The organism is Maridesulfovibrio salinus (assembly GCF_055394525.1).
The window spans coordinates 1,708,162-1,731,816 of the sequence record NZ_AP042461.1 but is presented as its reverse complement, the minus strand read 5'-3'; the positions used below and the strand labels follow the sequence as shown (position 1 = coordinate 1,731,816).

The following is a 23,655-nucleotide window of genomic DNA, read 5'->3' as shown; positions in this document are numbered from 1 at the left end:
AACTACACTGTCAATTTATATTAAGTTTTTTTAAAATTTTTACCAAACATTTAGCGAAATATTTTCAAAACAATAATAATACAACCGTCAAAACAACTAACTGTAAAAACAAAGGCCCCATTCTGCCATAAAAGCAAAAAGGGACCTTCCATTTTTTAGAAACCCGATCAGAGCTTAGCGCTGATGACAAAGTCTAAATCACAAATCTGCAGGACCAGTTTTTTTCTTAACAGCCGGAAGCCTTATTATGAACTTTGAACCTTTACCCATCTCCGATTCCACAAAGAATTCACCTTCGTGGTTTCTGGTGATTATAAAATAGGATACTGACAACCCAAGCCCGGTTCCCAGACCTACACGCTTGGTAGTATAGAATGGCTCGAAAACCCTTTTCCTCACATCCTCAGGCATTCCCGGACCATTGTCTTCAACCTCAATCAAAACATAATCACCGTCTTTGCGGGTCCGCAAAGTTATATTGGGACGCTCGTCAATGTAATCCTTATCAGCCATTGCCTGGGCCGCATTCTTGAACAGATTCAGAAAAACCTGCTCAATTTCCGTTTCCGTCATGCTTACGGGAGGCAGACCCTGCTCATAATCACGCCGTACTTCGATGGTTTTGAAATCATATTTCTTTTTAAGATCATAATCATTTTCTGCAAGGCTGAGAGCTTTTTCAAGAATTCCACGAACATTAATCTCGGTTCTCGAAGACTCACTTTTGCGACTGAATTCGAGCATATTACGAACAATTCTGGCTGCTCTTCGTCCAGCATCACTTATCCCGCGCAGGTATCCGAGAATACCTCTTTTATCCATGTATTCATGGACCTTGTTCAGATCAAGCCCAAGCTCAGAAGCCACTTCGATATTCTTATTGAGAGAAGGGGAGAGTCTTCTCTCGGTCCCCTGGACACCTGAAAGAACCGCCCCCAGAGGATTGTTAATCTCATGGGCCATACCCGCAGCCAGACCGCCGACAGACATCATCTTTTCCGTCTGGATCATCATGTCTTCGAGACGGGACTTCATAGTCACATCATCAATCAGCAAGACAGCTCCACGGCCGTCTTCACTTTCCAGCAGGGGATAAATCTTGATATTCTTGTAATGGACCTCACCTTCAAAATTGAAGGGGATCTTGTTTTTTTCCTTGACTTCAAGCTCTGTAACAGCCTCAATTATCAGGCCCATCTCATTCTCAAGCTGGGGGAATATATCCAGAAGATGATTACCGCGAACTTCCTCAAAACTCTTACCGGTTTCTTCCTCGGCGGACCTGTTCCACTGGTTGATACGGATTTGTTCGTCCACACCGACTAAAGCCGTAGGCATGGAATCAATGGTGTTCTTGAGCAAATTACGCAATCTGGCCAGTTCGTTTTCCGCCATCACCCTTTCCGTGGCATCTGAAGCAATACCCAGATACGAAATGACCTGCCCCTCTGAATCCCGGACGATAACCGTACTGTCCTCAAGCCAGTAAACCCTGCCCGAAGGATCGATAATCCTGTATTTCTGCATGAAATGGTCTACACCATGCTCAGTATAGTGGGCAATTTCCGCCCCCACTCTCTCAACATCTTCCGGATGAATAATTTCCACGTATTTTATTCTGCCGGAAAGAAAATCATCCGCCTGAATCCCGAGCTGGGAAACATTCTGTGAGACAAGTTCAACAGGCCAGCCGTCCTCATTGCGCCATTTGAACAGAACGACCGGACTTTTTTCAACAATCATATTAGCTTCTTTCAAAGCTTCTTCGGCTTTCTTTCTTTCCGCGATATCCCTTATAAGGTTAAGCCGCATTTCATTGAAAGCCTGAGCCACACGGTCTATTTCATCAGGTTTTCTGTGTTTACCGCGCCTGTTGAGCACCAGTTTACGATCAAGCTTGTTGATATCCATTTCCTGGGCATACTCAGCCATGGCCTGCAGATGGCGGGTCACCATATAATGAATGATCATCAGAATAAACAGGGCCACAAGAAAAGTTTTAATGCCCTGTGTCAGCAGAACAACAAAAACACGCAACCTCAATCTTTTAAAAACATTATCAAGACCAGCAATGGCCCTGAGCTGGCCGACTTCAACATTCTTGCCGTCAACCACATGAATCAGGGGAAAAGTTCTTTCTATTACATTGGTTCCTTCGGGCACACTACCCATGGAAGCCACCGGATCGAGAGATCCGAACGACATTTCCACAACTTCCAGATAGCGCATGCCCGGAAGCTTCAACGCACCTTCAAGCTGAATTTTAACATGATCAATGTTTATGTCCCAAAGGCTTGCTGCAATAGTATTCAGATAACTCTGCTCTATCTGCTCCATACCTTTCTGGATTTCACCCACATCACTGCGGTACTCCATATAAAGCTGCAGGCTTGTTCCTATAATAGTAAAAAAGGAACTGCAGATCAGTATGTAGACTAGAAGCCTGTAAGGCAGCACCTGCCCCTTGCGTATTCGGAAAAATTTAACCATAAACTCCACCGGGAAAAAGAATCTCTGGTCAGAAAGTAAATCAAATCGTGATTCAGTATAGCACACATCAATTGAAATTGCTAAGCCATAAACTTTACATTCTGAATAAATAACTAATATATTTCTTTATTCATTAACATACTTATTAAAAATCCCCAAAATCAGGTATAACTTAAAAATACACCTTATATTACAGGCCGATAGTATCATTTTTGTAAGTTATCGGATATAGTAGGAATATGAATAGCAATCTTCCGTCCAAAACAGCCGGGTACACTATGACGGCAATACTAGTAATCCTCACCACCGCGGGATTATGCCTGGGCGCGATTCAGCCTATGCCCGAACAGAAGAATTCGACACTTATTAGAAACTCAGAAGGAAAGTTCAGCAAGGAGACGACAGGAAAAGGACTGGCCTCACCATCATTAAGGACCATACCTCCCCGTGAAGAAGTAAAACCTTATAATGCCGGAGATGTTCCGCCTTCTCAGGAATTGATGGATATTATCAGAAAGGTAAAAGATTCCACTATCCCCGCCCCTTTCAAAACAGAAACGGATGAGGAGGAAAAAGCTTCACAAAAAGCACTCGAGATAATTAGAACAGAAAAAAAAGCCCTCAAAGCAAGTGAAATAAATCCCTCGCCAGCCCTTGAAGCGGTACTTGAAGCATATCGCAGCGGTCAACTGCCCTACACTCGAAGAACCCTTGACCCCGAAGACATTGATGAACAGAATTACTATCATCAGCCCTATTCCGAACTGAATCTAAAATCCATTTTTGATATGACTGTGCTGACCAGCGGAAAGGACATCTTTCTTTCACTGGGACTTACTCCGCTAGGACTTGAACGGCCGAGCGAAAAGGACTCCAGATCAAGAAAGATCAAGGAACTTAGACAGATTGTTTTGGCCTTCAAGGCTAAAGAAGCGCGAGAAGCGGCAGAGCTTTCTCCAGATGAAACAGAACTGCAAAGGCTGCGGGCTTCAGCTAAAAGTAATATTCAGCCACGAAAATACATGGTCAAGCAGATCATGGACTTCTTTGGCATCAGGCGCAAAGGTGATCCCAATCAGAGCTACGAAGAAATGACAACGGCTTTCAGGCTCTACAAGCAATGGGTCAACCGCTGGGAACGCATGGATATGTATGTCAAAAAACAAAAAGCCAGGCGGATTCAACTCAAAAGGCAAAGCCCCTCTCCGGCAATAATGAGAGAAGCAGACCCTTTTTCCTACGGCAAACAGATTCAGATCAGCCCTTACGGGTATGAAAAAATTTACACAGCCCCTAAATAACCTGTTAACGGACTGTATAAAAATTTACCCAGAGCGGATTAAAGCTGTTGCCTTTTGCTGAAATATTCGGTGGCAGATCTAGATAAGGGCCATCACAGGCCGTATGACATTCAAACTTTATGTTCAGCCCATTTATTGATGGCATCAAGGAACATAAAGGTTTCAGTGGATTTGATCCCGCCTACATGGGATAGATCATCCACAAGAAACTGGCGAAACGCATTGCGTGAAGGAACAAAAACTTCCACTAAAAGGTCAAATCTACCGGATACGTTGATTACTGACTGGACACCGCTTACTTTAGATATTTTTTCCATAATATCTGAGTTGGCCCGTTCTTCAAGGTTTATTCCCACCATGGCGATAAGGCTGTTTTCAAAGTAAAGCGGGTTAACTGAAGCGGTAATACGCAGATAATCATTTTTAATCATTCTTTCTGTACGCAACCTTACAGTACCGTCGGAAACGCCGAGCTTACGCGCGATATTCTTATACGACTCGCGTCCATTACACTGTAATTCTTCAATAATTTTACGATCGATCTCATCAAGAACTAAAGGGCGGTCTTTCACGCGATATCTCCTTTTTCAAAATAACTTGTCTTTTTACCAGATAACGAAATATACATAGTGGCAAAATGACAAATCCGTCAATATAATCGTTTTTTAAGTCAAAATTACATTTTGAGCACCATTTTTACTCGTTTCATAGTTTTAAGTTCATTTAATTTTGCTTGACAACAATAATAATGTAGTTTTTTAAATATATCGAAGCAACTCTATTTCCGGACGGGAGAAAACTATATGCAAAATAATTTCCTTAGGTCACTTTCCGAGCAGACTGAAGAGCTCAAATCGGCAGGTCTTTACAAAGATGAAAGAATCATCACATCCCAGCAGCAGGCAAAGATCTCTGTAGCCGGGGGGCAGGAAGTGCTCAACTTCTGCGCCAACAACTATCTGGGACTGGCCAACAATCCCGAACTGATCGAAGCGGGAAAGAACGCTCTCGACAAGTACGGATTCGGTCTTTCGTCTGTTCGTTTCATCTGCGGCACACAGGACGTCCACAAAAAGCTGGAAAACAAAATCAGCGAATTTCTGGGCACTGAAGACACTATCCTCTACAGCTCCTGCTTTGACGCGAACGGCGGTCTTTTCGAAACCATCCTCGGTCCTGAAGACGCTGTCATCAGTGACGCACTCAACCATGCATCTATCATCGATGGTGTAAGGCTCTGCAAGGCCAAACGATTTCGCTACAAAAACAACGATATGGCTGACCTTGAAGAGCAGCTCAAAGCCGCTGCGGACTGCCGCTACCGCCTGATTGTTACTGACGGTGTGTTTTCCATGGATGGTATCATCGCCGACCTCAAATCAGTCTGCGACCTCGCAGACAAATATGACGCACTGGTGATGGTTGATGATTCACACGCTGTGGGTTTCATTGGCGAGAATGGCCGCGGAACCCATGAATACTGCGGTGTAATGGACCGTGTCGACATCATAACCGGAACCCTCGGCAAGGCCCTTGGCGGCGCGTCCGGCGGATACACCTCCGGTCGCAAGGAAATTGTGGAATGGCTGCGCCAGAGATCACGTCCTTACCTTTTCTCAAACACTCTTGCCCCTGTTATTGCATCCACCTCAATAGAAGTGCTGAACATGATTGACCGCAAGCCGGAACTTCGTGAACAGCTGGAAGAAAACAGTAAACTGTTCCGTACCCGCATGAGTGAAGCAGGTTTCAACCTTGTTCCCGGAAACCATCCCATCATCCCGGTGATGCTTGGCGATGCCGTCCTGGCGCAGAAAATGGCGGAAGGACTTCTCAAAGAAGGAATCTATGTAATCGGATTCAGCTTCCCCGTAGTTCCCCGCGGTGCTGCACGGATCAGAACCCAGATGTCAGCCGGACATACCACCGAGCAGGTCAACCGGGCCGTGGACGCTTTCATTAAAGTCGGACGCGAACTGGGCGTGATCGATTAACTCAGTCCATTTAAGTTATGCCTGAGAACGATTATCCGGCACTGTTCGGATTAAAAATTAAAGAGCCCCGCCAAAGGCAGGGTACAGTCAAATATAAGGTTTTAAGATGAAAACAATGAAAGCTCTGGTCAAAAGCAAAGCAGAGGAAGGCATCTGGCTGGAAGAAGTTCCGGTCCCCGAATGCGGTCATAATGATGTTCTTATCAAAGTAAAAAAGACCGCAATCTGCGGAACTGACATTCATATTTACAATTGGGATAAATGGGCGCAGCAGACGATTCCCGTACCCATGGTAGTGGGACATGAATTTGTGGGGACCATTGAAAAAATGGGCAGTGAAGTTCAGGGACTTGCTCTCGGAGACCGTGTTTCCGCGGAAGGACATGTCACCTGCGGGCACTGCCGTAACTGCCGTGCGGGGAAAAGACACCTCTGCCGCAACACCATAGGTGTAGGTGTGAACCGTCCCGGCTGCTTTGCTGAATATGTCTGTGTTCCCGCATCAAATGTTTTCAAACTCACCGATGCCATTTCCGATGACGTAGGTTCAATTCTCGACCCTCTCGGCAATGCAGCACACACAGCCCTTTCCTTTGATCTCGTAGGTGAAGATGTGCTCATCACCGGAGCAGGGCCCATCGGCATCATGGCGGTTGCCATTGCCAAGCATGCAGGCGCGCGCCATGTGGTAATTACCGATCTGAACGATTACCGCCTCGACATCGCAGCCCAGCTCGGTGCAACCCGGACTGTGAACGTGTCTAAGGAAAAGCTTGAAGACGTGATGGCTGAACTTCAGATGAGCGAAGGCTTTGATGTCGGCCTAGAGATGTCCGGGAGCCCGCAGGCTTTCAATGAAATGCTCGACAAAATGAATCACGGCGGAAACATCGCCCTGCTCGGCATCCTGCCAGAAGGCACAACCATTGACTGGAACATGGTCGTGTTCAAGGGACTTAAACTTAAAGGCATCTACGGTCGTGAAATGTTTGAAACCTGGTACAAAATGGCTTCCATGCTGCAGTCCAATCTGGATATAACAGCAGCCATCACACACCACTTCAAAATTGATGATTTCCAGAAAGGCTTCGATATTATGCGCTCCGGCCAATCCGGCAAGGTTATCCTTGACTGGAGTTAGTTCCGGAAGATTCGAAAAAGAGCTGACGGCAACGTTTCAGGCCTATGCCCCCTATAGGACCGTAAAAAAGGTTGCTCAGCTTTTTGGAAATCACTTGCAATAAAAACGGTCGGATTGACATAAGATGTCAATCCGACCGTTTAAGTTTTAACATCACAGCTGACCAGTGGAAAAATCTACTTAACCCGACCTTTGGCCGTTTTATGCTCAATATTAATTTTAATCACCCTTGTCTTGTCCATATCATTACGGATGTATTTCTCTCCGGCGGGAACATGGTCAGGGGAAAACCTGTGTACCAGAGCTAGTAAAGCATCTTCCTTCTCATCCCCTTCCACCTCTTCAGCCCTGCCGAATATAACAACGCTGCGAAACTTTGTGCTGAACTTTGAGGGCAGCAGTTCCGTGTCCACATAAACACAGAAAGAAACCTTTGAACTGAAAGCTATATTATCCAGCTTATGCCCTTTCAAAGCACAGTGAAAATATATGCTTCCGTTATGGTAAACATAGTTTAGGGGGACGGCATAAGGGTAACCATCTTCGCCTACCGTTGCCAGCACACCCTCCTCACCCGAAACCAGAATTTCTTCCGCTTCCTCTGCAGGCAGCACCTTTTTCTTATTACTTATTTCCCTGAACATTATTAACCTACCCCATTCTACGCTGCAAAAGAACGAAATCCGCCACAGTAAGCATTGCCATAGCCTTTAGAACCGGAACAATCCGTGGAATGGCACAGATATCATGCCTTCCCCCGATTCTTATTTCGGTTGCTTTACCTTCACGGTCCACGGTCTGCTGCGGCTTGCTTATGGAAGGTATGGGTTTGACGTAAGCACGGACAACAATGTCCTGCCCGCTTGATATGCCTCCAAGGATACCACCGGCATTGTTTGAAGCAAAACCATCTCCATCCATGAAATCGTTATTCTCACTGCCCAGAGAATCCGCAGCGGCACATCCGGAGCCGATCTCGACACCTTTAACCGCTCCCACAGACATCAAAGCATAGGCCAGTCTGGCGTCAATTTTATCAAACACAGGTTCTCCCAGTCCGGCAGGAACATTCCTGATGCAGACTTCTACAACACCGCCAAGAGTATCCCCATGTGAGCGTACTTCTTTCACCCGCTCTTCCCATTTGGGTACTATATCCGGGTCCGCTGCAAAAAAAGGAGACTCACAGGCACGTTCCGGTGACACTACAGCGGCATCAATCCCACCGATCTTAGTAGTGTAGGCCATGCATTCAATCGACTGCTGGCGTAAAAATTCCTGAGCAACAGCACCGGCGGCAACTCTGGACACTGTTTCGCGTCCTGACGATCTCCCTCCACCTCGGTAGTCCCTGAACCCGTACTTGGCGTCAAAAGTATAATCCGCGTGTCCGGGCCGGTAAACATTCATTATGTCAGAATAATCACGGGACCGCTGATCAGTGTTATCAATATGGAATCCAATCGGAGTTCCCGTGGTTCTGCCTTCGAAAACACCGGATAAAATTTTAACCTGATCGGCTTCCTTGCGCGCGGTGCTGGCAATTCCCTGACCGGGTTTGCGCCTGTCCAGTTCCAATTGGATCATTTCCTCGTCAAGTTCAATTCCGGCCGGACAACCATCGATAACACCACCAAGTCCCGGACCGTGAGATTCGCCATAAGTAGTGACTTTGAAAAGATTCCCGAATGAACTTCCACTCATATTTAAATATCTCCCTGATCAAAGGATTTATATCCATCCATAATTTTAGCGCAGACTTCATCTACAGCCCCCGATCCATTAACAATGAGAGTTGCGCAACCACTGTATAGAGCTTCACGTGCATCCAGAACTTCACGGATCTCCTCAACAAGAGATTTTCCGGTAAGGGAAGGACGCTGCCCATTTGCCGGATCCGCGCTCAACCTCGCTGAAAGTACATCCACATCGGTCTTAAGATAGACAGTGAAGCCGTTCTTAAGAACACTCAAGTTCTCTTCCCGCACAACAATACCACCTCCACAGGACACAATGGAATCATCATTCCCGCTCAATAAAGCCAGAATTTCAGCTTCAAGATCGCGAAATGCTTCCCAGCTGTTTTTTTCGACATACTCGGAAATTTCACACCCGGCCTTTTCAACAATCAAGGCATCGCTGTCGTAAAATCTGCGGTTTAATTGTTCCGCCAGAAGTCTGCCCACTGTGGTTTTTCCGCAGGCCCGTGGACCGATTAGGTAAATATTGGACACATGATCTCCTGTTCACGAATTTTATACAGATAGGACAAAAAGGCAGAATCGCAATGATTACAACTCTCTAACTAAACTGCAGTGAAAGAAGCAGTACCGATACGGTACGGCTGAAACGGTCGATTGACCGGAAAATAAAAGGGAGTCCAGCTCAAGCTGTAACAGACGAACTGATGTAATGAAAAGCTGCAGGATGGTAAGCAACGTCTTCAAGTAATTAACAGGATTTCCGGGTGACTTGTCAAGGTCCGCGGCTGAAGATCTCTGTCCACAAAACCTTGATAAGAGCAGACAGCCTTCCAATAAGACGAATGATTGTCTACTCTTGAATTATCCGTTGAATTGAAACGTCATTCAAACAAAGCCCCCCGGCATAGACAGACTAAGCCGGGGGGGATCTGATTAATTATCAAATCTATTTGTCTTCAACGGGATAACCGGAACGGTTCCACTGATGCCATCCGCCAAGAAGTGCACTTACATTTTCAAAACCCATTTTCTTGAGAGTCCGCCCCACACGGGAGCTGGTGTACTCGTTGGGTCAGGCGCAATAAATTACAATCTCTGAATCCTTAGGTAGATCTTTAGCCCATTCATCCTCCTGCCCGGCCTTGCCGCGCAGTGCTCCTTTGACCTTGAGACCGCTGCCCCGCCAATCTGACCCGCTGCGGGCATCGACAATCACCAGTTTTTCATTATCAAGACTACGGTTGAGTTGTTCCACTGAAATACGAGGGATGTCTTCCGCCGATACGGTATCTGGTAACAATAAAAATCCGGATGCCGCCATAAAAAAGACTGCAACCAGAGATGTAACAAAGCCTTTGATCATTCTATCCTCCATTAAATTTTCAGACCTACGCACTCTGAAATAATTTTCCAATCTTGAATGATATATTATCAGATAATCTCAAGAGAACAAGAATTAATGATAGGATTTAATAATAAAAAAAGAGGAAGCACCGTCTGCGGTACTCCCCCATTATAATTGAATTATTGTGGAAAACTACTTGTAATCGACTATCTTCAAGGCATCATCTTCTGTGTCTGGAACGGCTTCTTCACTCTCATTTTCCTCGTCAATATCGTTTTCCTCTTCAGCTTTCGCGGCTTCACGGGCCTCAATTTCCGCTATGAGAGGTTTGGACTCCAGATAGCTGCCCACCCCGAAAACAAGACCTGCGGCGGCCATGCCACCGAGTGAATAATAAAAATGCTCCGGAAACTGTATATGCAGAGCACAATAAGCGGCTGCTCCGGCATGGACAAACGCAGCCATTAATCCCGGCAGAAAAGAAAAAAGCCCCCTGCGCATTCTGCGGAGACCTGCCAGATGAATCAGATCGATCAGCGCGTAGGTTCCGAACCAGAAACACAGTCCGGCTGAGATAAAGGATTCAAGCGCGTCTTCGCCCGCCCATCCTGTGGCAAGAAGCACGCCTATAATGATCGCAATGAGAACAGCAGCTCCCTTGGTGGCATATTTCCTGTAATCTTCAGTAAGAACAGACTCAATGCGCTTCCCTGCAAGCATAAAAAATCCCAGAACACCTGCAAGGGAAATCAGAATAACCGCTCCTCCCACAAGACAGCGCCCGAGTTCACCCAATCCCTGCCCTGCCATCAGCAGATGCGGGACAGTTGTTTCCGCAAGCCTGTCGGGAGAGTCAAGAAGAAGTGCAGCCCAACCAAAAGCGGCAAAAGCCAGAAGCGCCAGAAGAACGGCTGGAATTGCACGGCGTGCCCTGTTTTCAAATGCAAGCGGCAGGTCAAAACCGATAAAAACAAATACTGACAGGAAAAGAAGCTGCAACCAGCCAAAAGGACCTGATGAAATTAAAGACTCAGGAACAACCGGGGAAATCATCCCGGGAACTACAGTCGGATACCCAGCCCCGGAATCAGCTGGCTGCGTGGACATGACCGCAACATACAGAAAGGCACAAAAACCCAGGGTAAGACATATAGTGAAAACATCCATCCCGTTTTCATCAGCAATAATGCAGGCAATCACAGCCAAAGCCAAGATAAGAAAAGATGCCCCGAGATTTGGAAACCACAAAAAGAATATTTCATTTACCGCATACCCCGCTATCCCCAGCCAGGAAACGGCCATGACAGTCAGGGTAAAAAGCCGGGCAGAATCAAGAAAACCGAAAACAAAATTGTCCGCACGGGTCAACCTGACTTTTCCGGTTCCCAGAGATTCCATGTTGCGGGCGGTAACGATAGATGCGAACGCAGCCAGAGCCAGAACCCCGAGAAAAGCAACTCCGCCTATTCCGGTACCGTTGCCGGCGGCGGCCAGTCCCCGAGGGGACATCATTACAGCAAGTGACGTGAATAAACCGCTCATAAACAACCCTCCATTGCACAAGCCGGTGATTATGAAAAAACTTCCTGCCCGTAAATCACCGGACAGGAAGCCATTATACAATATAGATCCGTACCCCCGGATCTGACCGGGACAAACCTAGAAAGCGGCTACGCATTCATCCCTGGTCTCATAGATCGGCAGAAAAGCCACAAACCCCGAAAGGTCGAAAACTTCCCTTATATAATCCTTAAGAGAACACAGCAACAGCTGACCGTCACCGCCTTTAAGCTCACGGGCAGCCTTGAGCAACACCCTAAGCCCGGCACTGGATATATATTCAAGGTTGCCAAAGTCAAGAATAATCCTGTTTTCACCATTCTGGATTGATCCCAGCAGCCTTTCTTCAAAATCATTGGATGTATTAGAATCAAGGCGTCCTTTCAGCTCAAAAGTAATGATCCCGTCATTTTTCAATTCACCGACTTCAAGGCCCATTGTCTCCTCCGTATTCAACCTGATTTCATTTCCGGACATACCCTGTTGTCATACCGGAATTTTTTGAAAAATATATTAACCATGCAGCATGGTCTTCTCTAGTGTCCAAAATAAAACTACTGGATATTTTTGGTCAACTTCAATCTGTTTTTGCCGTTTTTAAAAGCATACTCTATGCTGTCCATCATTTTTCGCATGAAATGTATGCCCAGCCCACCTATTTTCCGCTCGGAACAATCACACTTGATATCCGGCTCTCCGGTTTCAAGCGGGTTAAACTTCCTGCCGTCATCTTCTATATCTATATAGATAGACCCGGCTTCAAGCTGCATTCTGATTTCAAAATTATGCGAATCCAGATGACAACCATGATTTACCAGATTGGTGAAGAGTTCATCCAGTACAAGGTTAAGTTCAAATACGACCTTTGGGGAAATATCATTCTCTTCACCGAAACTTTCAACCTTCTCGGCCAGCACCTTGAGCTCGGAAAGATCCGACTTGAGTGAAAATGAAGATATAATACGACCGTTTACTGACGGACCTTGTTCATCTACCAAAACTTAATCCTCTTTTTCCCGATTGTGGACAAATGTGCGAATTAACCACAATCAAGTTAGAAAACCCTTGTCCCTGCGTCAACATAAAGGTAATAATTTTTTGAAAGTCAGGCTCTTTATGTCAACAAAAACTACTTTTTAAGCTTTTCAGCTGATAATATGAGTACAAATTTTAGATAGAGGCCTAAATGCTTCGGAATTACTTTTTATAACAATACTGAAAATTCAGGAATGATTGAATCTCCTGAGTTTTAAAGACATAAAACGTCTGAACCGACTTATTCATAATGAACTAACAGGAGTTCTGAATGATCACCAAACGTCCTCTGACTTACTGGGTGAAAAACAGCAATCTCAAACTGCAGTTAATTCTTCTGGCTGTTATTCTGGTTACGGTATCCATAAGACTGGTCCCTCTGGAGATGCAGAAAAAAATCATCAACCAGGCGATCAGCATGCGCAAGGTTGACCTGCTTTTCATGTATTGCGGATTTTACATCGCCTCAGTGGTGGCCGCCAGTCTCCTGAAATACCTGATAACCGTTCTCCAGACGTATATTGGGCAGGAGGCTCTGGCCAGCATGAGAAAAGAGCTTTACGCGCATATTCTCACCCTGCCTCTGGGGTATTTCAGAAAAGCCAACCCCGGAATGGTGGTTTCATCTCTAGTCACGGAACTGGCTCCGGCCGGTGAATACGTAGGACAATCTGTAGCCGTTCCGGTAACCAACCTGCTGACCCTCATAGCATTCGCCGGGTACATGTTCTATCTCAATCCGATCATGGCCGGTATATCAATAGCTCTCTACCCCTTCGTGATTTACCTGGTTCCAAAGCTTCAGAAAAAATCCAACAAGGCCAACAAAAAAAGAGTCGATACAACCAGAAACCTGAGCAGCCACATCAACGAAACAATCTCCGGAATACACGAAATTCACGGCAACGGTTCCTACCGCATTGAAAACCGAAAATACGGCTCATTCGTCGACAAGCTTTTCAAAATCAGAATCACATGGATTCTTTACAAACAGGGGATCAAGGTTCTTAACAATTTTTTTCAGAACCTCGGCCCGTTTCTGCTGTTTATAGTCGGTGGTTATCTTGCTATTCAGGGTCGTTTTGACCTTGGTGCTCTTGTCGCTTTCCTCTCCGCCTACGAAAAAATATACGATCCGTGGAAAGAGCTTATGGACTTCTATCAAGTCCATAACGATTCTCAGGTACGTTATAAAAGAGTCATGGAATACTTTGACTACAAGCCCGAGTTCAAACTTGAGCCTGAAGGGCGCGAGCCAGTCAAAATGACCGGTAATATTGAGGTCCAGAACCTGGGATTCACAGTTTCTGGAAACATCAGGCTGTTGAAACAGATCAACATGAGGCTGAAGCCCGGAGAACAGATGGCCCTTGTCGGTTTTTCGGGCAGTGGGAAAAGTACTCTGGCCCAATGTATTTCCCAACTGTACAAGTATTCGGGCGGATCGGTCAAAATAGACGGTTATGAAGTTGCAGAACTAACAAAGGCCGACATGATTCACAATATGGGTATAGTAGCCCAGGATCCGTTCATTTTCTCAGGTTCGATAAAAGACAACCTGCTATACTCGTGTGCCGCTGTACTGGAGGGAGATCCGGACATAGACACGAAGATGCCCAGCCGCGACAATATGATCGAGGCCATCCAGCAGGCCGGTATTTTTGTCGATGTTCTGAGATTCGGCCTCAACACCCTTCTTGATCCGGCAAAAGAAGCTGAACTGTCTGAAAGGCTTGTAAGGGTCCGCAAGAACTTCCATGCTGATTTCGGTGAGAAACTTGCAGAACATGTCGAGTTCTACCGGGAAGGCGAATACCTAGAATTTTCCAGCGTAGCTGGAAACATAACCTTCGGCCATGCCAATGATAATTCATTTTCCGGCCGGGAACTGGTCAGCAATGAATTCTTCCTCGATTTCCTCAGGGAAGCTCAGCTTGAAACCCCTCTCCTCAGCCTGGGAAGGGAACTGGCCAGGCAGACAGTGGATATTCTGGGCAATTTACCCCCTGATGAAGTTTTCTTTGAGCAAAGCCCAATTCCCACTGAGGAATTCGAAGATTATAAAGAAATCGTAACACGTATAGAGGAAAAAACACTGCAGGAAATCGAGGGACGTGACCGGGAAATGATTCTTCTTCTGGCCCTGAGTTTTGTTCCGGGCAAACACAAGATTGTCGCCCTGCCCTCAATACTGAAAGGGCTGATCCTCGATGGACGTAAAATGTTCAACAACAAAGTCAGTGAAGAACGACCGGAAACCTTCAGCTTTTACCAGATGTCCGAATTCATTCCATCTCAGACAATTCTGGATAACATCCTGTTCGGTAAGCCCAAAACAGATCATCCAAGGGTTCAGGATACCATCAACCAATCCATGATTCAGTTACTTATCGAGGAAGACCTGCTGGAAACCGTGGTTGAACTGGGGATGGAATTTGAAGTGGGAACCAAGGGAGACAAGCTCTCCGGTGGGCAGAGACAAAAACTGGCAATCGCCAGAACTTTTCTCAAGAATCCTCCCATCATGATCATGGATGAGGCGACTTCGGCGCTGGATAACAGATCTCAGAACAGAATTCAGGGACTTCTTGAAACAAAATGGAAAGGAAAGTCCACTTTAATCTCGGTTATTCACAGGCTCGATACCATCAAAAACTACGACAAAGTGGCGGTAATGAAGGCCGGTAAGCTTATGGAAATAGGCACATATGATGAACTGATGGCCAAAAAAGGCCTGCTTTATGAATTAGTACACGGAGCACATTAGTCATGACAGCAGAAACCAGTGAATATCAGGAACACCTCGAAATAATGAGAGAAATCCCTTACTTCTCCGGACTTGACCTTGAGGCCCAGAAGCTACTCGCTTATTTATGCGTTCGCGAAAAATTCGCAGAAGGGGAAGATGTTTTTACCAATGGAGACATCGATAAGTCAGCCTACTTCATCATAAGCGGACAAATGGAGGCATACCTGGACATAAGCGGTAAGGTGGTTCAATCCTTCAAGTCCGGCGATTTTGTGGGAGCATTGTCACTAATCGGCGACTCCAAAAGACTTTTCACGCTTAAAACAAAATCTGAATGCATATGCATCAGGCTTACCAGTGAAAAATTCAAAAAAGCTCAGGAACAGTATCCGGAAATAAGCCGTAGATTCCTTAAGGTTACCGTTGACAAGATCAGTAACTGGGAAGAAAGATTTATAGGCAAGTTCAAAGATGATTGCTCAGGCTGCATGAGCGGAATCGGCCTGACACTGATATAACAAGCCATAGACGAGAAGGTGACTCAGATGAATAAAACAGTACTGACTATATTGATTCTTAACATTTTACTTTCGGCTTCGGTTGTTGCAGCCGGGCAGAATGCGCCAGAATCCATCGCCGGTATCACCATAGGCAAGGATGTCTCCACTATCCACTCGCTTTTGGACATGGAGTCGGAAGCTTCTCCTTGGCAGCAGGGCTACATTTCCAGAATAGAAGTCAGAGATATGGAAGGCTACAAAGGCGGCTATGTGGTTGTCGGTAAGTGCAAGAGAAAAGACACTGTCCTGCGTATGAAGCTCAAGTACAAAGACGGCAGTATGAGTTTTTTCAACAAAATTTATGCAAAAATCGAAAAAAGATTCGGACAGCCAAACGACTGGCGGGGGAATCCCTTCGGAACCCTCAAAGTCTGGAAATGGTCACTCAACGACAAGCAGGGTAACATAAGCCTTATCCTGCAGCACTTCTCCGGGGAAGACGATTCAATTACCAACGGCAACAGCATCCGTTTGTCACGTCCTTCATGGATAAAGGAAGAAGAGGAATGCTGGGACCGAATTAATCCTCCGGTAGAAGAAAAACCTATTCCTGCCAAAATACAGGGAATGAAATGGTATCTACCCTATTAGTTTAAAGACATATTTCCTGCAAAGCCGTTAAAGGCCATTGCGAGCAGATAGTCACGAGACAATTATAAGATGGATATAAGAAAACACCTGAGCCAGTTATACTTCAATGTTCCGGCTCAGGTGTTTTTTATTACCATTCACACCAGGCATTCATGCATACCCCTGTGAACTAGCAAATAGGCAACTTTTAATCCTTCCTGCACCATACAACATACACCGGGTCACTTACACCACGCGTCGCCAGGAAGTGCTTATCGTTGACCGGACGCCAGTCATTTCTGACACTTACTGTTCCCTTTGATCCTTTGAAACCAGCTTCCTGAGCAAGTTGCAGAAGGTATCCCATCCTTTCAAATTCATGCATCTCCAGCCATCCCTGAGTAACTTTGCTTGGGAACCAACGGTTTGAAATCCCCACCAGCAGAACGCCACCACTTGAGAGAGACTGGTAAGCCTGGCGGAGCACACTTAATGGATCAGTGAGGTACTCTATAGACAGACTGCAGATAACAGCGTCAAAACTATCCGGAGACAGATTCATTACCGGATTCAGGTTCAGATCCTGAGTGATTCTTGTATTCAGGTCAGGATTCATCTTCAACTCATCCATATTCATCCCCAGACCTGTTACATCCAAATCAAGGTCACCGGGCAGATGGGACTTCATACTGCTCATCAAATCCAAAACCTTCATTCCCGGAGCCAGGAACCTGCTGTAAATATCCTGCAGGTTCCTGCTGGCCTGATAATCAACATGTCCTATCAGCCTTGGGGAGGAGTAAAAGACAGAATCATCTTCATTATCCTGCCTTCTATAGAAATCACCATGAATGAAATCTGTTGGACAGTTTTCAAGCGGAGCCTGCATTCCCGGCCCCCAGTTGCACATCTCTTCTATCCAATGAGTGAGTCTTCCTCCGGTTTCGCTGTCTTTGTCAGCTATGTTAAGGACCTCCGCTGAAAGCTCGAAGGGAATCCCGGATAAAGGATGGTTGAGGTCAGCAACGAGCTCATTATTTTCAACGTTAAGAACTCTGAAAGGCACAGCAGTCTGCGGATACACACCGGGAATGCCCGTTATCGATCCTTGAGGATAAAATCTTCCCTTTCGCGGAGGCTGATCTTTAGCATCATGAAATCTGATACTGAATTTCCTGAGAGGAACTGCTATGATTTTACTGCGGTCAGGCTCAGCAAGTCCTTCTCCCGGCTGAAAATAGACAGAGACAACATCACCTGTTTTTTTACCTGCTAATTCAGATTCAAGCTTTTCCGGAAGAATATCCCTCCAGAAATTTATTTTCCTCGCTAGATATTGTTCCTCATGGTCTCCGTAATCGCTTTTCCAATTGAGTGTGAATTGAATTGTCGCAAATGAATTCTTACTGAATTCAGTCATTTTCTCCTTCTTGCTCACTCTGAATTGAGTTCAAAAGGTTAACGGTTTCATGACTTGATATTAATCTTTAATCAAAGATAAGCAATAATACCTGCGTTTGTGAAGATAAAAATAACTGTTTGCACTAAATCAAACCAACTCACGGTATAGTACAAAGAAACGTAAAAACCCGGCTTGCAGGCCGGGTTTTTAGCTGTCAGACGTGTAGAAAACCCTTTTATCAGGTTTTAATGTCGGTAATGAACCCCACGCCGGAATAGGCCGGGCCCAGAACACTTTTCTGGAAATCATAATCACTGCTGGTTGACGAATAAGACTGGTCGGAATTCATGTAGTCGAGAGTCTTGCTCACGACCTGAGCTCCAAACAGTTGCCTTTCCGTTGCCTTGTCAACGGTACTAGCCGTTGAACTGATTCCTGATATGTCCATAAAGACCCTCCTTGCAGATAAAGAGCGCACTTCACGTCTATCAGCATTATCGGCAGAAACCAAAAATACTTTAGTGCAGATAAATATAAATAAAGAAAAATAAAGATTGATCATTTCCATTAAAAATCCCCTGTATTCGGGCGAATACAGGGGATTAGAAGTTCTTTGATGCAACATCTGCTTTTTAAAATGAACTTTTATCTAATTATCAAGCTCAAAATTCCCTATGCCTGTGGTGTGCTCCGGAAATGCTGAAAAGCACATACACCAGAACCTCGCCTGTTTAAGCATTTTTAGACGCAAAACATTGGAGACCTTCTAAACAGGAGGTAATCTGACTGACAAATCAGAAGAAAATAAATCACTGAGAAAAAGCAGAACACCTGCTTAAGAACTATTTAACCTGTTTCCAGAGTTCGTTCTGCTCGATAAGATCCATTTCAGAGATATCCTTCCCCTGCTCCCGTGCGAGGTCTTCCATCCGGGAAAAACGATCCAAAAACTTGTTGTTTGAACGGTCAAGGGCACTGTTTGCCTTAATGCCTTTTCGACGGCCAAGCTCAATCAAGGTAAACAAGTAATCCCCGAATTCCTCTTCAACAGCGTCTTTATTTCCGGACTCGAGAGCGGAATTCCACTCTTTCCACTCACTTTCAAGCTGCTCAAGGCACTGGTCATCAGATTCATATGTAAATCCGCTGCGTGAAGCCTTGGCATTGATTCTGTATGATTTCAAAAGCGGCGGAAGGCCCTTTGGAAGGGAATCAAATATTTTATTTGAATCATCTTTTTCGCTACGCTTGATTTTCTCCCAGTTCTTTAAAAGCTCGTCTTGATCTTCAACTTTGCAATCCGCAAAGACATGGGGATGCCTGCGAATCATTTTAGCGGAACTGGAATCTATTGCTTCAGCCAGAGAAAAAGAACCGCCCTCTTCATAACGATTGGCAATAAACAGAAGCAGGAACATGACATCGCCAAGCTCCTCCATTGCCTCGTTTATATCCCCGGCCCGAATGGCCTCTACAAGTTCAAAAGCCTCTTCAATCACATAATCACAAAGAGTCTCCGGAGTCTGCTTCATGTCCCAAGGACATCCTTCAGGACCGGTAAGGGTGGAAATTACGTCTTTAAGTTTTTCAAAAGATTTGGTGCTCATTTAAATAATATCACTCATTGGGTTTGCCAGTTCCGACTGATCTGGAAACATGGATTTGATGTCAAGAGAGTCCAGCACGTTATCCGGCGCAAAGCTTATAAAAAAGCTGGCGGTGGACATAACCCTCGGCGCAAGCTGAGATTTGGTCAGAAACTCGGAATTTGGGGTGAAACTGTTCAGCACGACTATAAGAATTCCGCCGACAATAACTGCTTCCACCAGCCCCAGAATTCCACCCAGCACCTGATCAGCCCAACTGAGCATGCTGACTGAAAGAATTTTCTTTATGGCCACGCCTGCGATAAAAGCAACAAGCAACGTAGCCACAATGATAGAGAGATAGCTGAAAGCCTTAACCGCACCGGGGCCGTCAAAAATACTGGAAAAATAAGGTGCAAGCTCATGATGGTACTTGGCGGCGAGATAAAAACCGAGAATCAGCGAGAAAACCGATATGGCTTCTCTGACTATACCCCGCAGCAATCCTCTGAAAATCAAGCCTGCGGCAATAACGATAAGTATAATATCCAGAGAGTTGAGTGCTATACCTGAAGGTTCCATCGGATATTCCTGAAGAATGTTTGTGAAAAAAAGCTCAACCTTTTCTTAAAAAGATTAAGCAACGCATGACTAAAAAAGCAGATTAACAGACCGTGTCGGAAAAGTGAATAATGTGAACCACCCTAAAAATAATAAAAAAATATTACATTCAAGTGAAAAATGAGGTTGTGTCATTTTATGATCTCGGGTAATTCTCGATTAATTTTGGGGGAACGATTTAATGTCAGGGAACGGATGTCTCTGGCCGGAGGATTTTGATGAAATTGATCGAGACAGAGTTTCCGGGACTTCTGGTTATCGAACCGAAAGTATTCCGGGACAAACGCGGGTTCTTTCTGGAAAGCTTTAACCGGGAGGTATTTGCTGAACATGGATTACCCGTTGATTTCGTTCAGGATAATCATGCCTATTCGTCCGGCATAGGGGTAATAAGAGGGCTCCACCTTCAATTGCCTCCTCATGCGCAGTCCAAATTGGTATGGGTTACCAGAGGGGCTGTAAATGACGTGGTTGTTGATCTGAGAAAAGGCTCTCCGACTTACCTGAGTTCGTTCAAAATCGAACTATCTGCGGATAATTTTCGCAGGCTCTTCATTCCGAAAGGTTTCGCACATGGGTATGAAACCCTGACTGAAGAATGCGAGTTCATGTACAAGGTCGACTCCGGCTATGCCCCCGGCAGCGAGGCCGGAATAAGCTGGAATGACCCTGAACTGGCAATTGAATGGAAGGCAGTTAATCCGGTACTTTCCGATAAGGATCTCGGACTTCCGCGACTGTCTGAATTCAAATCTCCGTTCGATTTTTAAATTGCTCTGCACGGACAGGACCATCCTGTTCTGTGCCCCCTTCGGTTTCTGAAAAAGGGCTTTTTTCCATGCTTGAGGGGATTGTGAAAAGTTTCATATTCTCTTGACATGGAAAGATTCTCTATTTTAGAAGAAATGGCGTTAATTGGTTGTTTATGTTTCACAAAACTTAAGGAGTAGTGGGGCGAGGTTATGGAGGAAAAAAGAACATCGAAGCAGTGTGGAGGAGTTCTTCCTTTCTTCATCGGTGTCCTTGCGAGCCTGATCATCGGTTGGTGGGTTTTCCCACAGGTTATCTACAGTTCTAAGAGTCAGCCGATCGATTTCAGTCACAAGGTCCATGTTGAGGATGAGGGAATGGACTGTGAGTCATGTCACATGTTTTTGGAAGACGGTTCCTTTGCAGGTCTCCCTTCCAACGAGCAGTGTGCTGAGTGTCACGAAGATATTCTGGGCGAATCAGAAGCCGAAGAAATCTATGTGACCGAATACCTGCAGAAGGGTGTTGAGGTGCCCTGGCTGGTTTATCAGTATCAGCCTGACAACGTATACTTTTCGCACATGGCCCACCAAGGCTTCGAGTGTACTGATTGCCATCCCGACGTAGGCAACAGCGACACGCTGCCGACGTATTACGAAAACAGAATTAGCGGTTACAGCAAGCAGACCATGAAGATGTGGCAGTGTGAACGCTGTCATGCGGAAGTTGGTACCAGCAACGCATGTTACGTCTGCCATAAGTAAGTGAGGGACTGCAATGGGTATTGATCGCAGAACTTTTATTCAATTGGTAACAGGTGGTGTGGTAGGTTCACTCTTCACCCCTGTGATTTGGAAAACTCTCGATGATGCATCTATCTGGTCTCAGAACTGGCCCTGGATTCCCAGACTGAAATACGGTGCAATCACAGAGCAGGCCTCTTTGTGTAAATTCGGACCTTCCCCCTGTGCGGAGATTGTAAAATCCGTTGGCGGAAGCCCGTACCTTACCAGAGGCAATGATGACAATGAAATGAGCAAGGGTGGTGTTGATGCTATCAGCGCCGGAGGACCTCAGCTCATGTATAGCCCTTCCCGCGTAAACGGCCCCATGAAAAAGGTCGGCGAAGGAAAATACGAATCCATCTCCTGGGAAGAAGCTGAAAAGATACTCTCTGAGAAACTGGATGCAGTTAAAGGAAAGAAAGGCAAACTCGCTGTTGTTTCCGGAGATGCTACCGGAACAGCAACAGAAGTTCTTTCCGGTTTTGCGGCAGGTATGGGAGGCGAATGCTTCCTGATGCCAGGAGAGGAACAAGGCGCGGCTGTGGCGTTGACCAGCATGGGCGGAAACGGACAGATCGGTTACGATCTGGACAACTCCGACATGATTCTCTTCGTCGGTGCTGACGCACTGGATTCATGGGGTCCGGTTGTGAGAAACCAGCGCGTGTACTCGGAAAGCCGCCCCACCGGTGAAAAGATCAAGACTAAATATCTCTACGCCGGGTCTTTCATGAACAATACTGCAGCAGCAAGTGACAAATGGATTCCGGTCAACCCCGGAACCGGTGCCATTTTCTGCCTCGGTCTTGCATATCACCTGCTCAAGGCCGGAGCTTCCGCACCAGTTGCTGACTTTGCGGATTTTAAAACTCTGGTAATGTCCAGGTTCACCCCTGATAAAGTTGAGAAAGCTGTAGGTGTCAACGGCACTGATATGGCTAACATAGCAGCTGAGCTCGTTAAATCTTCCGCCCCCGTTGTTGTTGCCGGTTCTGAATTCGGCAGCGGCGCAGGCGCAGCAGATATTATAGCAGCTTCTGCTCTCAACATCCTGCTCGGCCGTGTAAATAAAGACGGCGGCATGAAAATCCTGCCCAACCTGCCCAAGGCGGTTGAAGCAGCTGCAGACCGCTCCGAACTGGCTGCAAAAGACTTTGCAGGCTATCTGAGCGGAATCGCTTCCGGCAAAACCGGAACTCCTGATGTTATGATGGTCTACGAGGCCAACCCTGTTTACGCCATGCCCCAGACAGATGCTCTGGCCGCTGCCGTTGCCAAGGTGCCTTTCCTCGTGTCTTTCAGCACTTTCATGGATGAGACAGCCGCCGCTGCTGACCTGATCATGCCCAACCCCACCGGTTACGAGCGTTTTGATGATGCTCAGACACCTTACGGGCTCGGCTCCGCAATGCTCAGTGCCTGCGCACCCGTTACCGATCCGCTTTACAACAGCAAGTCCACTGTGGATGTTATCCTCGGTGTAGGCTCTCTGCTGGGTGTGGACCTCGGGTATGAATCAGCTGAAACCGTTTTTCAGGCCAAAGCTGAAAAAGCAGGTGCAGACTGGGATTCCCTGGTAGAAGGCGCAGCTTATGTTTCCGAAGAAACCGAATCCGGTCCCGCGAAGTTTGCTGCATCCGTTCTGTCCAAGGCTATCGTGATGCCCAAGGGCGGAGAAGTAGCAGTTGCTCCTTACTCGAAGCTCATTAACGGCTCGGCTAAAATGGCGCTGCCGCCGCTTAACGTTGCGCTGGTCAGCAAATTCGAACTGAAAGGCAAAGACCTTCTGGTTCAGGTCAACTCCAAGACTGCCAAAGCTATCGGCAAGTCTGAAGGTGATATGGTCAAGCTGTCCGGAGCCGGCGGTGAGTGTGTTGCAAGAGTCCGCATCAATGAAGGCGTAATGAACAATGTTATCGCCGCACCACTCGGATTCGGCCACACCGCCTGGGACGTATACTCCCGCGGAAAAGGCGACAACATCTGCAAAGTTCTCAAGGTTGAAACTGAAGCCGGCACCGGCCTGTCCAAATGGACCAGTTCCACCGTGAGTATCGCCTAAA

At 46.2% G+C, this 23,655-nt stretch carries 22 protein-coding genes; 9 read left to right on the top strand and 13 right to left on the bottom strand.

The genetic code is table 11. The annotated features are described in order from the left end of the window. Positions 1-198: 198 nt before the first annotated feature. The gene (locus ACZ5PW_RS07750) at positions 199-2,490 is read right to left on the bottom strand and encodes an ATP-binding protein (protein WP_464559566.1); all 2,292 of its coding nucleotides are present in this window, start codon (positions 2,488-2,490) and stop codon (positions 199-201) included. A 239-nt stretch (positions 2,491-2,729) separates the two neighbouring features. On the opposite strand from ACZ5PW_RS07750, the gene ACZ5PW_RS07745 reads away from it, so the two are divergent. Continuing rightward, the gene (locus ACZ5PW_RS07745) at positions 2,730-3,791 is read left to right on the top strand and encodes a hypothetical protein (protein ID WP_464559564.1); all 1,062 of its coding nucleotides are present in this window, start codon (positions 2,730-2,732) and stop codon (positions 3,789-3,791) included. A gap of 110 nt (positions 3,792-3,901) precedes the next feature. On the opposite strand, the gene ACZ5PW_RS07740 is transcribed toward ACZ5PW_RS07745, so the two are convergent. Then, positions 3,902-4,363 carry an Lrp/AsnC family transcriptional regulator gene (locus ACZ5PW_RS07740; protein WP_464559562.1) on the bottom strand — a complete coding sequence of 154 codons (462 nt, stop codon included), beginning with the start codon at positions 4,361-4,363 and terminating at the stop codon, positions 3,902-3,904. A 231-nt stretch (positions 4,364-4,594) separates the two neighbouring features. Between ACZ5PW_RS07740 and ACZ5PW_RS07735 the strand changes: the two genes are divergently transcribed. Together ACZ5PW_RS07735 and tdh are read left to right on the top strand one after the other, a co-directional pair. Continuing rightward, positions 4,595-5,785 carry a glycine C-acetyltransferase gene (locus tag ACZ5PW_RS07735; protein ID WP_464559560.1) on the top strand — a complete coding sequence of 397 codons (1,191 nt, stop codon included), beginning with the start codon at positions 4,595-4,597 and terminating at the stop codon, positions 5,783-5,785. Between the two features lie 106 nt (positions 5,786-5,891). Continuing rightward, entirely contained in the window at positions 5,892-6,926 is a 1,035-nt protein-coding gene (gene tdh, locus ACZ5PW_RS07730; protein ID WP_464559558.1) for an L-threonine 3-dehydrogenase, read from the top strand. A gap of 176 nt (positions 6,927-7,102) precedes the next feature. Here tdh and ACZ5PW_RS07725 read toward each other — a convergent pair whose 3' ends face one another. The 7 genes from ACZ5PW_RS07725 to ACZ5PW_RS07695 all read right to left on the bottom strand — a co-directional run bounded on the left by ACZ5PW_RS07725 (position 7,103) and on the right by ACZ5PW_RS07695 (position 12,532). Beyond that, complete coding sequence (locus tag ACZ5PW_RS07725; protein ID WP_464559556.1) at positions 7,103-7,570, bottom strand: pyridoxamine 5'-phosphate oxidase family protein; 468 nt, start codon at positions 7,568-7,570, stop codon at positions 7,103-7,105. Between the two features lie 7 nt (positions 7,571-7,577). Continuing rightward, entirely contained in the window at positions 7,578-8,630 is a 1,053-nt protein-coding gene (gene aroC / locus ACZ5PW_RS07720; RefSeq protein ID WP_464559554.1) for a chorismate synthase, read from the bottom strand. Between the two features lie 2 nt (positions 8,631-8,632). Then, positions 8,633-9,160 (bottom strand): shikimate kinase AroL, encoded by a 528-nt coding sequence (gene aroL / locus ACZ5PW_RS07715; RefSeq protein ID WP_464559552.1) that lies wholly within the window; start codon positions 9,158-9,160, stop codon positions 8,633-8,635. A gap of 415 nt (positions 9,161-9,575) precedes the next feature. Next, entirely contained in the window at positions 9,576-9,950 is a 375-nt protein-coding gene (locus ACZ5PW_RS07710) for a rhodanese-related (seleno)protein (RefSeq protein WP_464560375.1), read from the bottom strand. Positions 9,951-10,166: 216 nt separating this feature from the next. After that, a complete protein-coding gene (locus ACZ5PW_RS07705) occupies positions 10,167-11,516 on the bottom strand; it encodes an APC family permease (RefSeq protein ID WP_464559550.1) in 1,350 nt (449 codons plus the stop codon). A gap of 117 nt (positions 11,517-11,633) precedes the next feature. After that, the gene (locus ACZ5PW_RS07700) at positions 11,634-11,972 is read right to left on the bottom strand and encodes an STAS domain-containing protein (protein ID WP_464559548.1); all 339 of its coding nucleotides are present in this window, start codon (positions 11,970-11,972) and stop codon (positions 11,634-11,636) included. Positions 11,973-12,088: 116 nt separating this feature from the next. Then, positions 12,089-12,532: an ATP-binding protein gene (locus ACZ5PW_RS07695; RefSeq protein ID WP_464559546.1), complete on the bottom strand. Its 444-nt coding sequence runs from the start codon at positions 12,530-12,532 to the stop codon at positions 12,089-12,091. A 308-nt stretch (positions 12,533-12,840) separates the two neighbouring features. On the opposite strand from ACZ5PW_RS07695, the gene ACZ5PW_RS07690 reads away from it, so the two are divergent. The 3 genes from ACZ5PW_RS07690 to ACZ5PW_RS07680 are packed head-to-tail and all read left to right on the top strand — an operon-like array spanning position 12,841 to position 16,469. Next, positions 12,841-15,336: an ABC transporter ATP-binding protein/permease gene (locus ACZ5PW_RS07690; protein ID WP_464559544.1), complete on the top strand. Its 2,496-nt coding sequence runs from the start codon at positions 12,841-12,843 to the stop codon at positions 15,334-15,336. A 2-nt stretch (positions 15,337-15,338) separates the two neighbouring features. Then, positions 15,339-15,836 carry a Crp/Fnr family transcriptional regulator gene (locus ACZ5PW_RS07685; RefSeq protein ID WP_464559542.1) on the top strand — a complete coding sequence of 166 codons (498 nt, stop codon included), beginning with the start codon at positions 15,339-15,341 and terminating at the stop codon, positions 15,834-15,836. 27 nt (positions 15,837-15,863) lie between these two features. Continuing rightward, positions 15,864-16,469 (top strand): hypothetical protein, encoded by a 606-nt coding sequence (locus ACZ5PW_RS07680; RefSeq protein WP_464559540.1) that lies wholly within the window; start codon positions 15,864-15,866, stop codon positions 16,467-16,469. Between the two features lie 187 nt (positions 16,470-16,656). Here the strand turns inward: ACZ5PW_RS07680 and ACZ5PW_RS07675 are convergent, their stop codons facing one another. From ACZ5PW_RS07675 to ACZ5PW_RS07660, 4 genes are all read right to left on the bottom strand, one after another. Next, positions 16,657-17,868, bottom strand: a complete 1,212-nt coding sequence (locus tag ACZ5PW_RS07675; protein ID WP_464559538.1) for a methyltransferase domain-containing protein — start codon at positions 17,866-17,868, stop codon at positions 16,657-16,659. A gap of 220 nt (positions 17,869-18,088) precedes the next feature. Continuing rightward, positions 18,089-18,298 (bottom strand): hypothetical protein, encoded by a 210-nt coding sequence (locus tag ACZ5PW_RS07670; RefSeq protein ID WP_464559536.1) that lies wholly within the window; start codon positions 18,296-18,298, stop codon positions 18,089-18,091. A gap of 394 nt (positions 18,299-18,692) precedes the next feature. Next, the gene (gene mazG / locus ACZ5PW_RS07665; protein WP_464559534.1) at positions 18,693-19,457 is read right to left on the bottom strand and encodes a nucleoside triphosphate pyrophosphohydrolase; all 765 of its coding nucleotides are present in this window, start codon (positions 19,455-19,457) and stop codon (positions 18,693-18,695) included. Then, positions 19,458-20,018, bottom strand: a complete 561-nt coding sequence (locus ACZ5PW_RS07660) for a CvpA family protein (protein ID WP_464559532.1) — start codon at positions 20,016-20,018, stop codon at positions 19,458-19,460. Between the two features lie 257 nt (positions 20,019-20,275). Between ACZ5PW_RS07660 and rfbC the strand changes: the two genes are divergently transcribed. The 3 genes from rfbC to qrcB all read left to right on the top strand — a co-directional run bounded on the left by rfbC (position 20,276) and on the right by qrcB (position 23,654). Continuing rightward, positions 20,276-20,827: a dTDP-4-dehydrorhamnose 3,5-epimerase gene (gene rfbC, locus ACZ5PW_RS07655; protein ID WP_464559530.1), complete on the top strand. Its 552-nt coding sequence runs from the start codon at positions 20,276-20,278 to the stop codon at positions 20,825-20,827. Between the two features lie 192 nt (positions 20,828-21,019). Next, positions 21,020-21,571: a menaquinone reductase multiheme cytochrome c subunit QrcA gene (qrcA, locus tag ACZ5PW_RS07650; protein WP_464559528.1), complete on the top strand. Its 552-nt coding sequence runs from the start codon at positions 21,020-21,022 to the stop codon at positions 21,569-21,571. A gap of 13 nt (positions 21,572-21,584) precedes the next feature. Next, the gene (gene qrcB, locus ACZ5PW_RS07645; RefSeq protein ID WP_464559526.1) at positions 21,585-23,654 is read left to right on the top strand and encodes a menaquinone reductase molybdopterin-binding-like subunit QrcB; all 2,070 of its coding nucleotides are present in this window, start codon (positions 21,585-21,587) and stop codon (positions 23,652-23,654) included. Position 23,655: the final 1 nt, after the last annotated feature.

What these genes read in the sequence shown, in the direction of transcription:
- ACZ5PW_RS07750 (WP_464559566.1), bottom strand. Translation starts at nt 2,490, where the DNA reads ATGGTTAAATTTTTCCGAATACGCAAGGGGCAGGTGCTGCCTTACAGG.
- ACZ5PW_RS07745 (WP_464559564.1), top strand. Translation starts at nt 2,730, where the DNA reads ATGAATAGCAATCTTCCGTCCAAAACAGCCGGGTACACTATGACGGCA.
- ACZ5PW_RS07735 (WP_464559560.1), top strand. Translation starts at nt 4,595, where the DNA reads ATGCAAAATAATTTCCTTAGGTCACTTTCCGAGCAGACTGAAGAGCTC.
- tdh (WP_464559558.1), top strand. Translation starts at nt 5,892, where the DNA reads ATGAAAACAATGAAAGCTCTGGTCAAAAGCAAAGCAGAGGAAGGCATC.
- ACZ5PW_RS07725 (WP_464559556.1), bottom strand. Translation starts at nt 7,570, where the DNA reads ATGTTCAGGGAAATAAGTAATAAGAAAAAGGTGCTGCCTGCAGAGGAA.
- aroC (WP_464559554.1), bottom strand. Translation starts at nt 8,630, where the DNA reads ATGAGTGGAAGTTCATTCGGGAATCTTTTCAAAGTCACTACTTATGGC.
- ACZ5PW_RS07705 (WP_464559550.1), bottom strand. Translation starts at nt 11,516, where the DNA reads ATGAGCGGTTTATTCACGTCACTTGCTGTAATGATGTCCCCTCGGGGA.
- ACZ5PW_RS07700 (WP_464559548.1), bottom strand. Translation starts at nt 11,972, where the DNA reads ATGGGCCTTGAAGTCGGTGAATTGAAAAATGACGGGATCATTACTTTT.
- ACZ5PW_RS07690 (WP_464559544.1), top strand. Translation starts at nt 12,841, where the DNA reads ATGATCACCAAACGTCCTCTGACTTACTGGGTGAAAAACAGCAATCTC.
- ACZ5PW_RS07685 (WP_464559542.1), top strand. Translation starts at nt 15,339, where the DNA reads ATGACAGCAGAAACCAGTGAATATCAGGAACACCTCGAAATAATGAGA.
- ACZ5PW_RS07680 (WP_464559540.1), top strand. Translation starts at nt 15,864, where the DNA reads ATGAATAAAACAGTACTGACTATATTGATTCTTAACATTTTACTTTCG.
- ACZ5PW_RS07675 (WP_464559538.1), bottom strand. Translation starts at nt 17,868, where the DNA reads ATGACTGAATTCAGTAAGAATTCATTTGCGACAATTCAATTCACACTC.
- ACZ5PW_RS07670 (WP_464559536.1), bottom strand. Translation starts at nt 18,298, where the DNA reads ATGGACATATCAGGAATCAGTTCAACGGCTAGTACCGTTGACAAGGCA.
- mazG (WP_464559534.1), bottom strand. Translation starts at nt 19,457, where the DNA reads ATGAGCACCAAATCTTTTGAAAAACTTAAAGACGTAATTTCCACCCTT.
- ACZ5PW_RS07660 (WP_464559532.1), bottom strand. Translation starts at nt 20,018, where the DNA reads ATGGAACCTTCAGGTATAGCACTCAACTCTCTGGATATTATACTTATC.
- rfbC (WP_464559530.1), top strand. Translation starts at nt 20,276, where the DNA reads ATGAAATTGATCGAGACAGAGTTTCCGGGACTTCTGGTTATCGAACCG.
- qrcA (WP_464559528.1), top strand. Translation starts at nt 21,020, where the DNA reads ATGGAGGAAAAAAGAACATCGAAGCAGTGTGGAGGAGTTCTTCCTTTC.
- qrcB (WP_464559526.1), top strand. Translation starts at nt 21,585, where the DNA reads ATGGGTATTGATCGCAGAACTTTTATTCAATTGGTAACAGGTGGTGTG.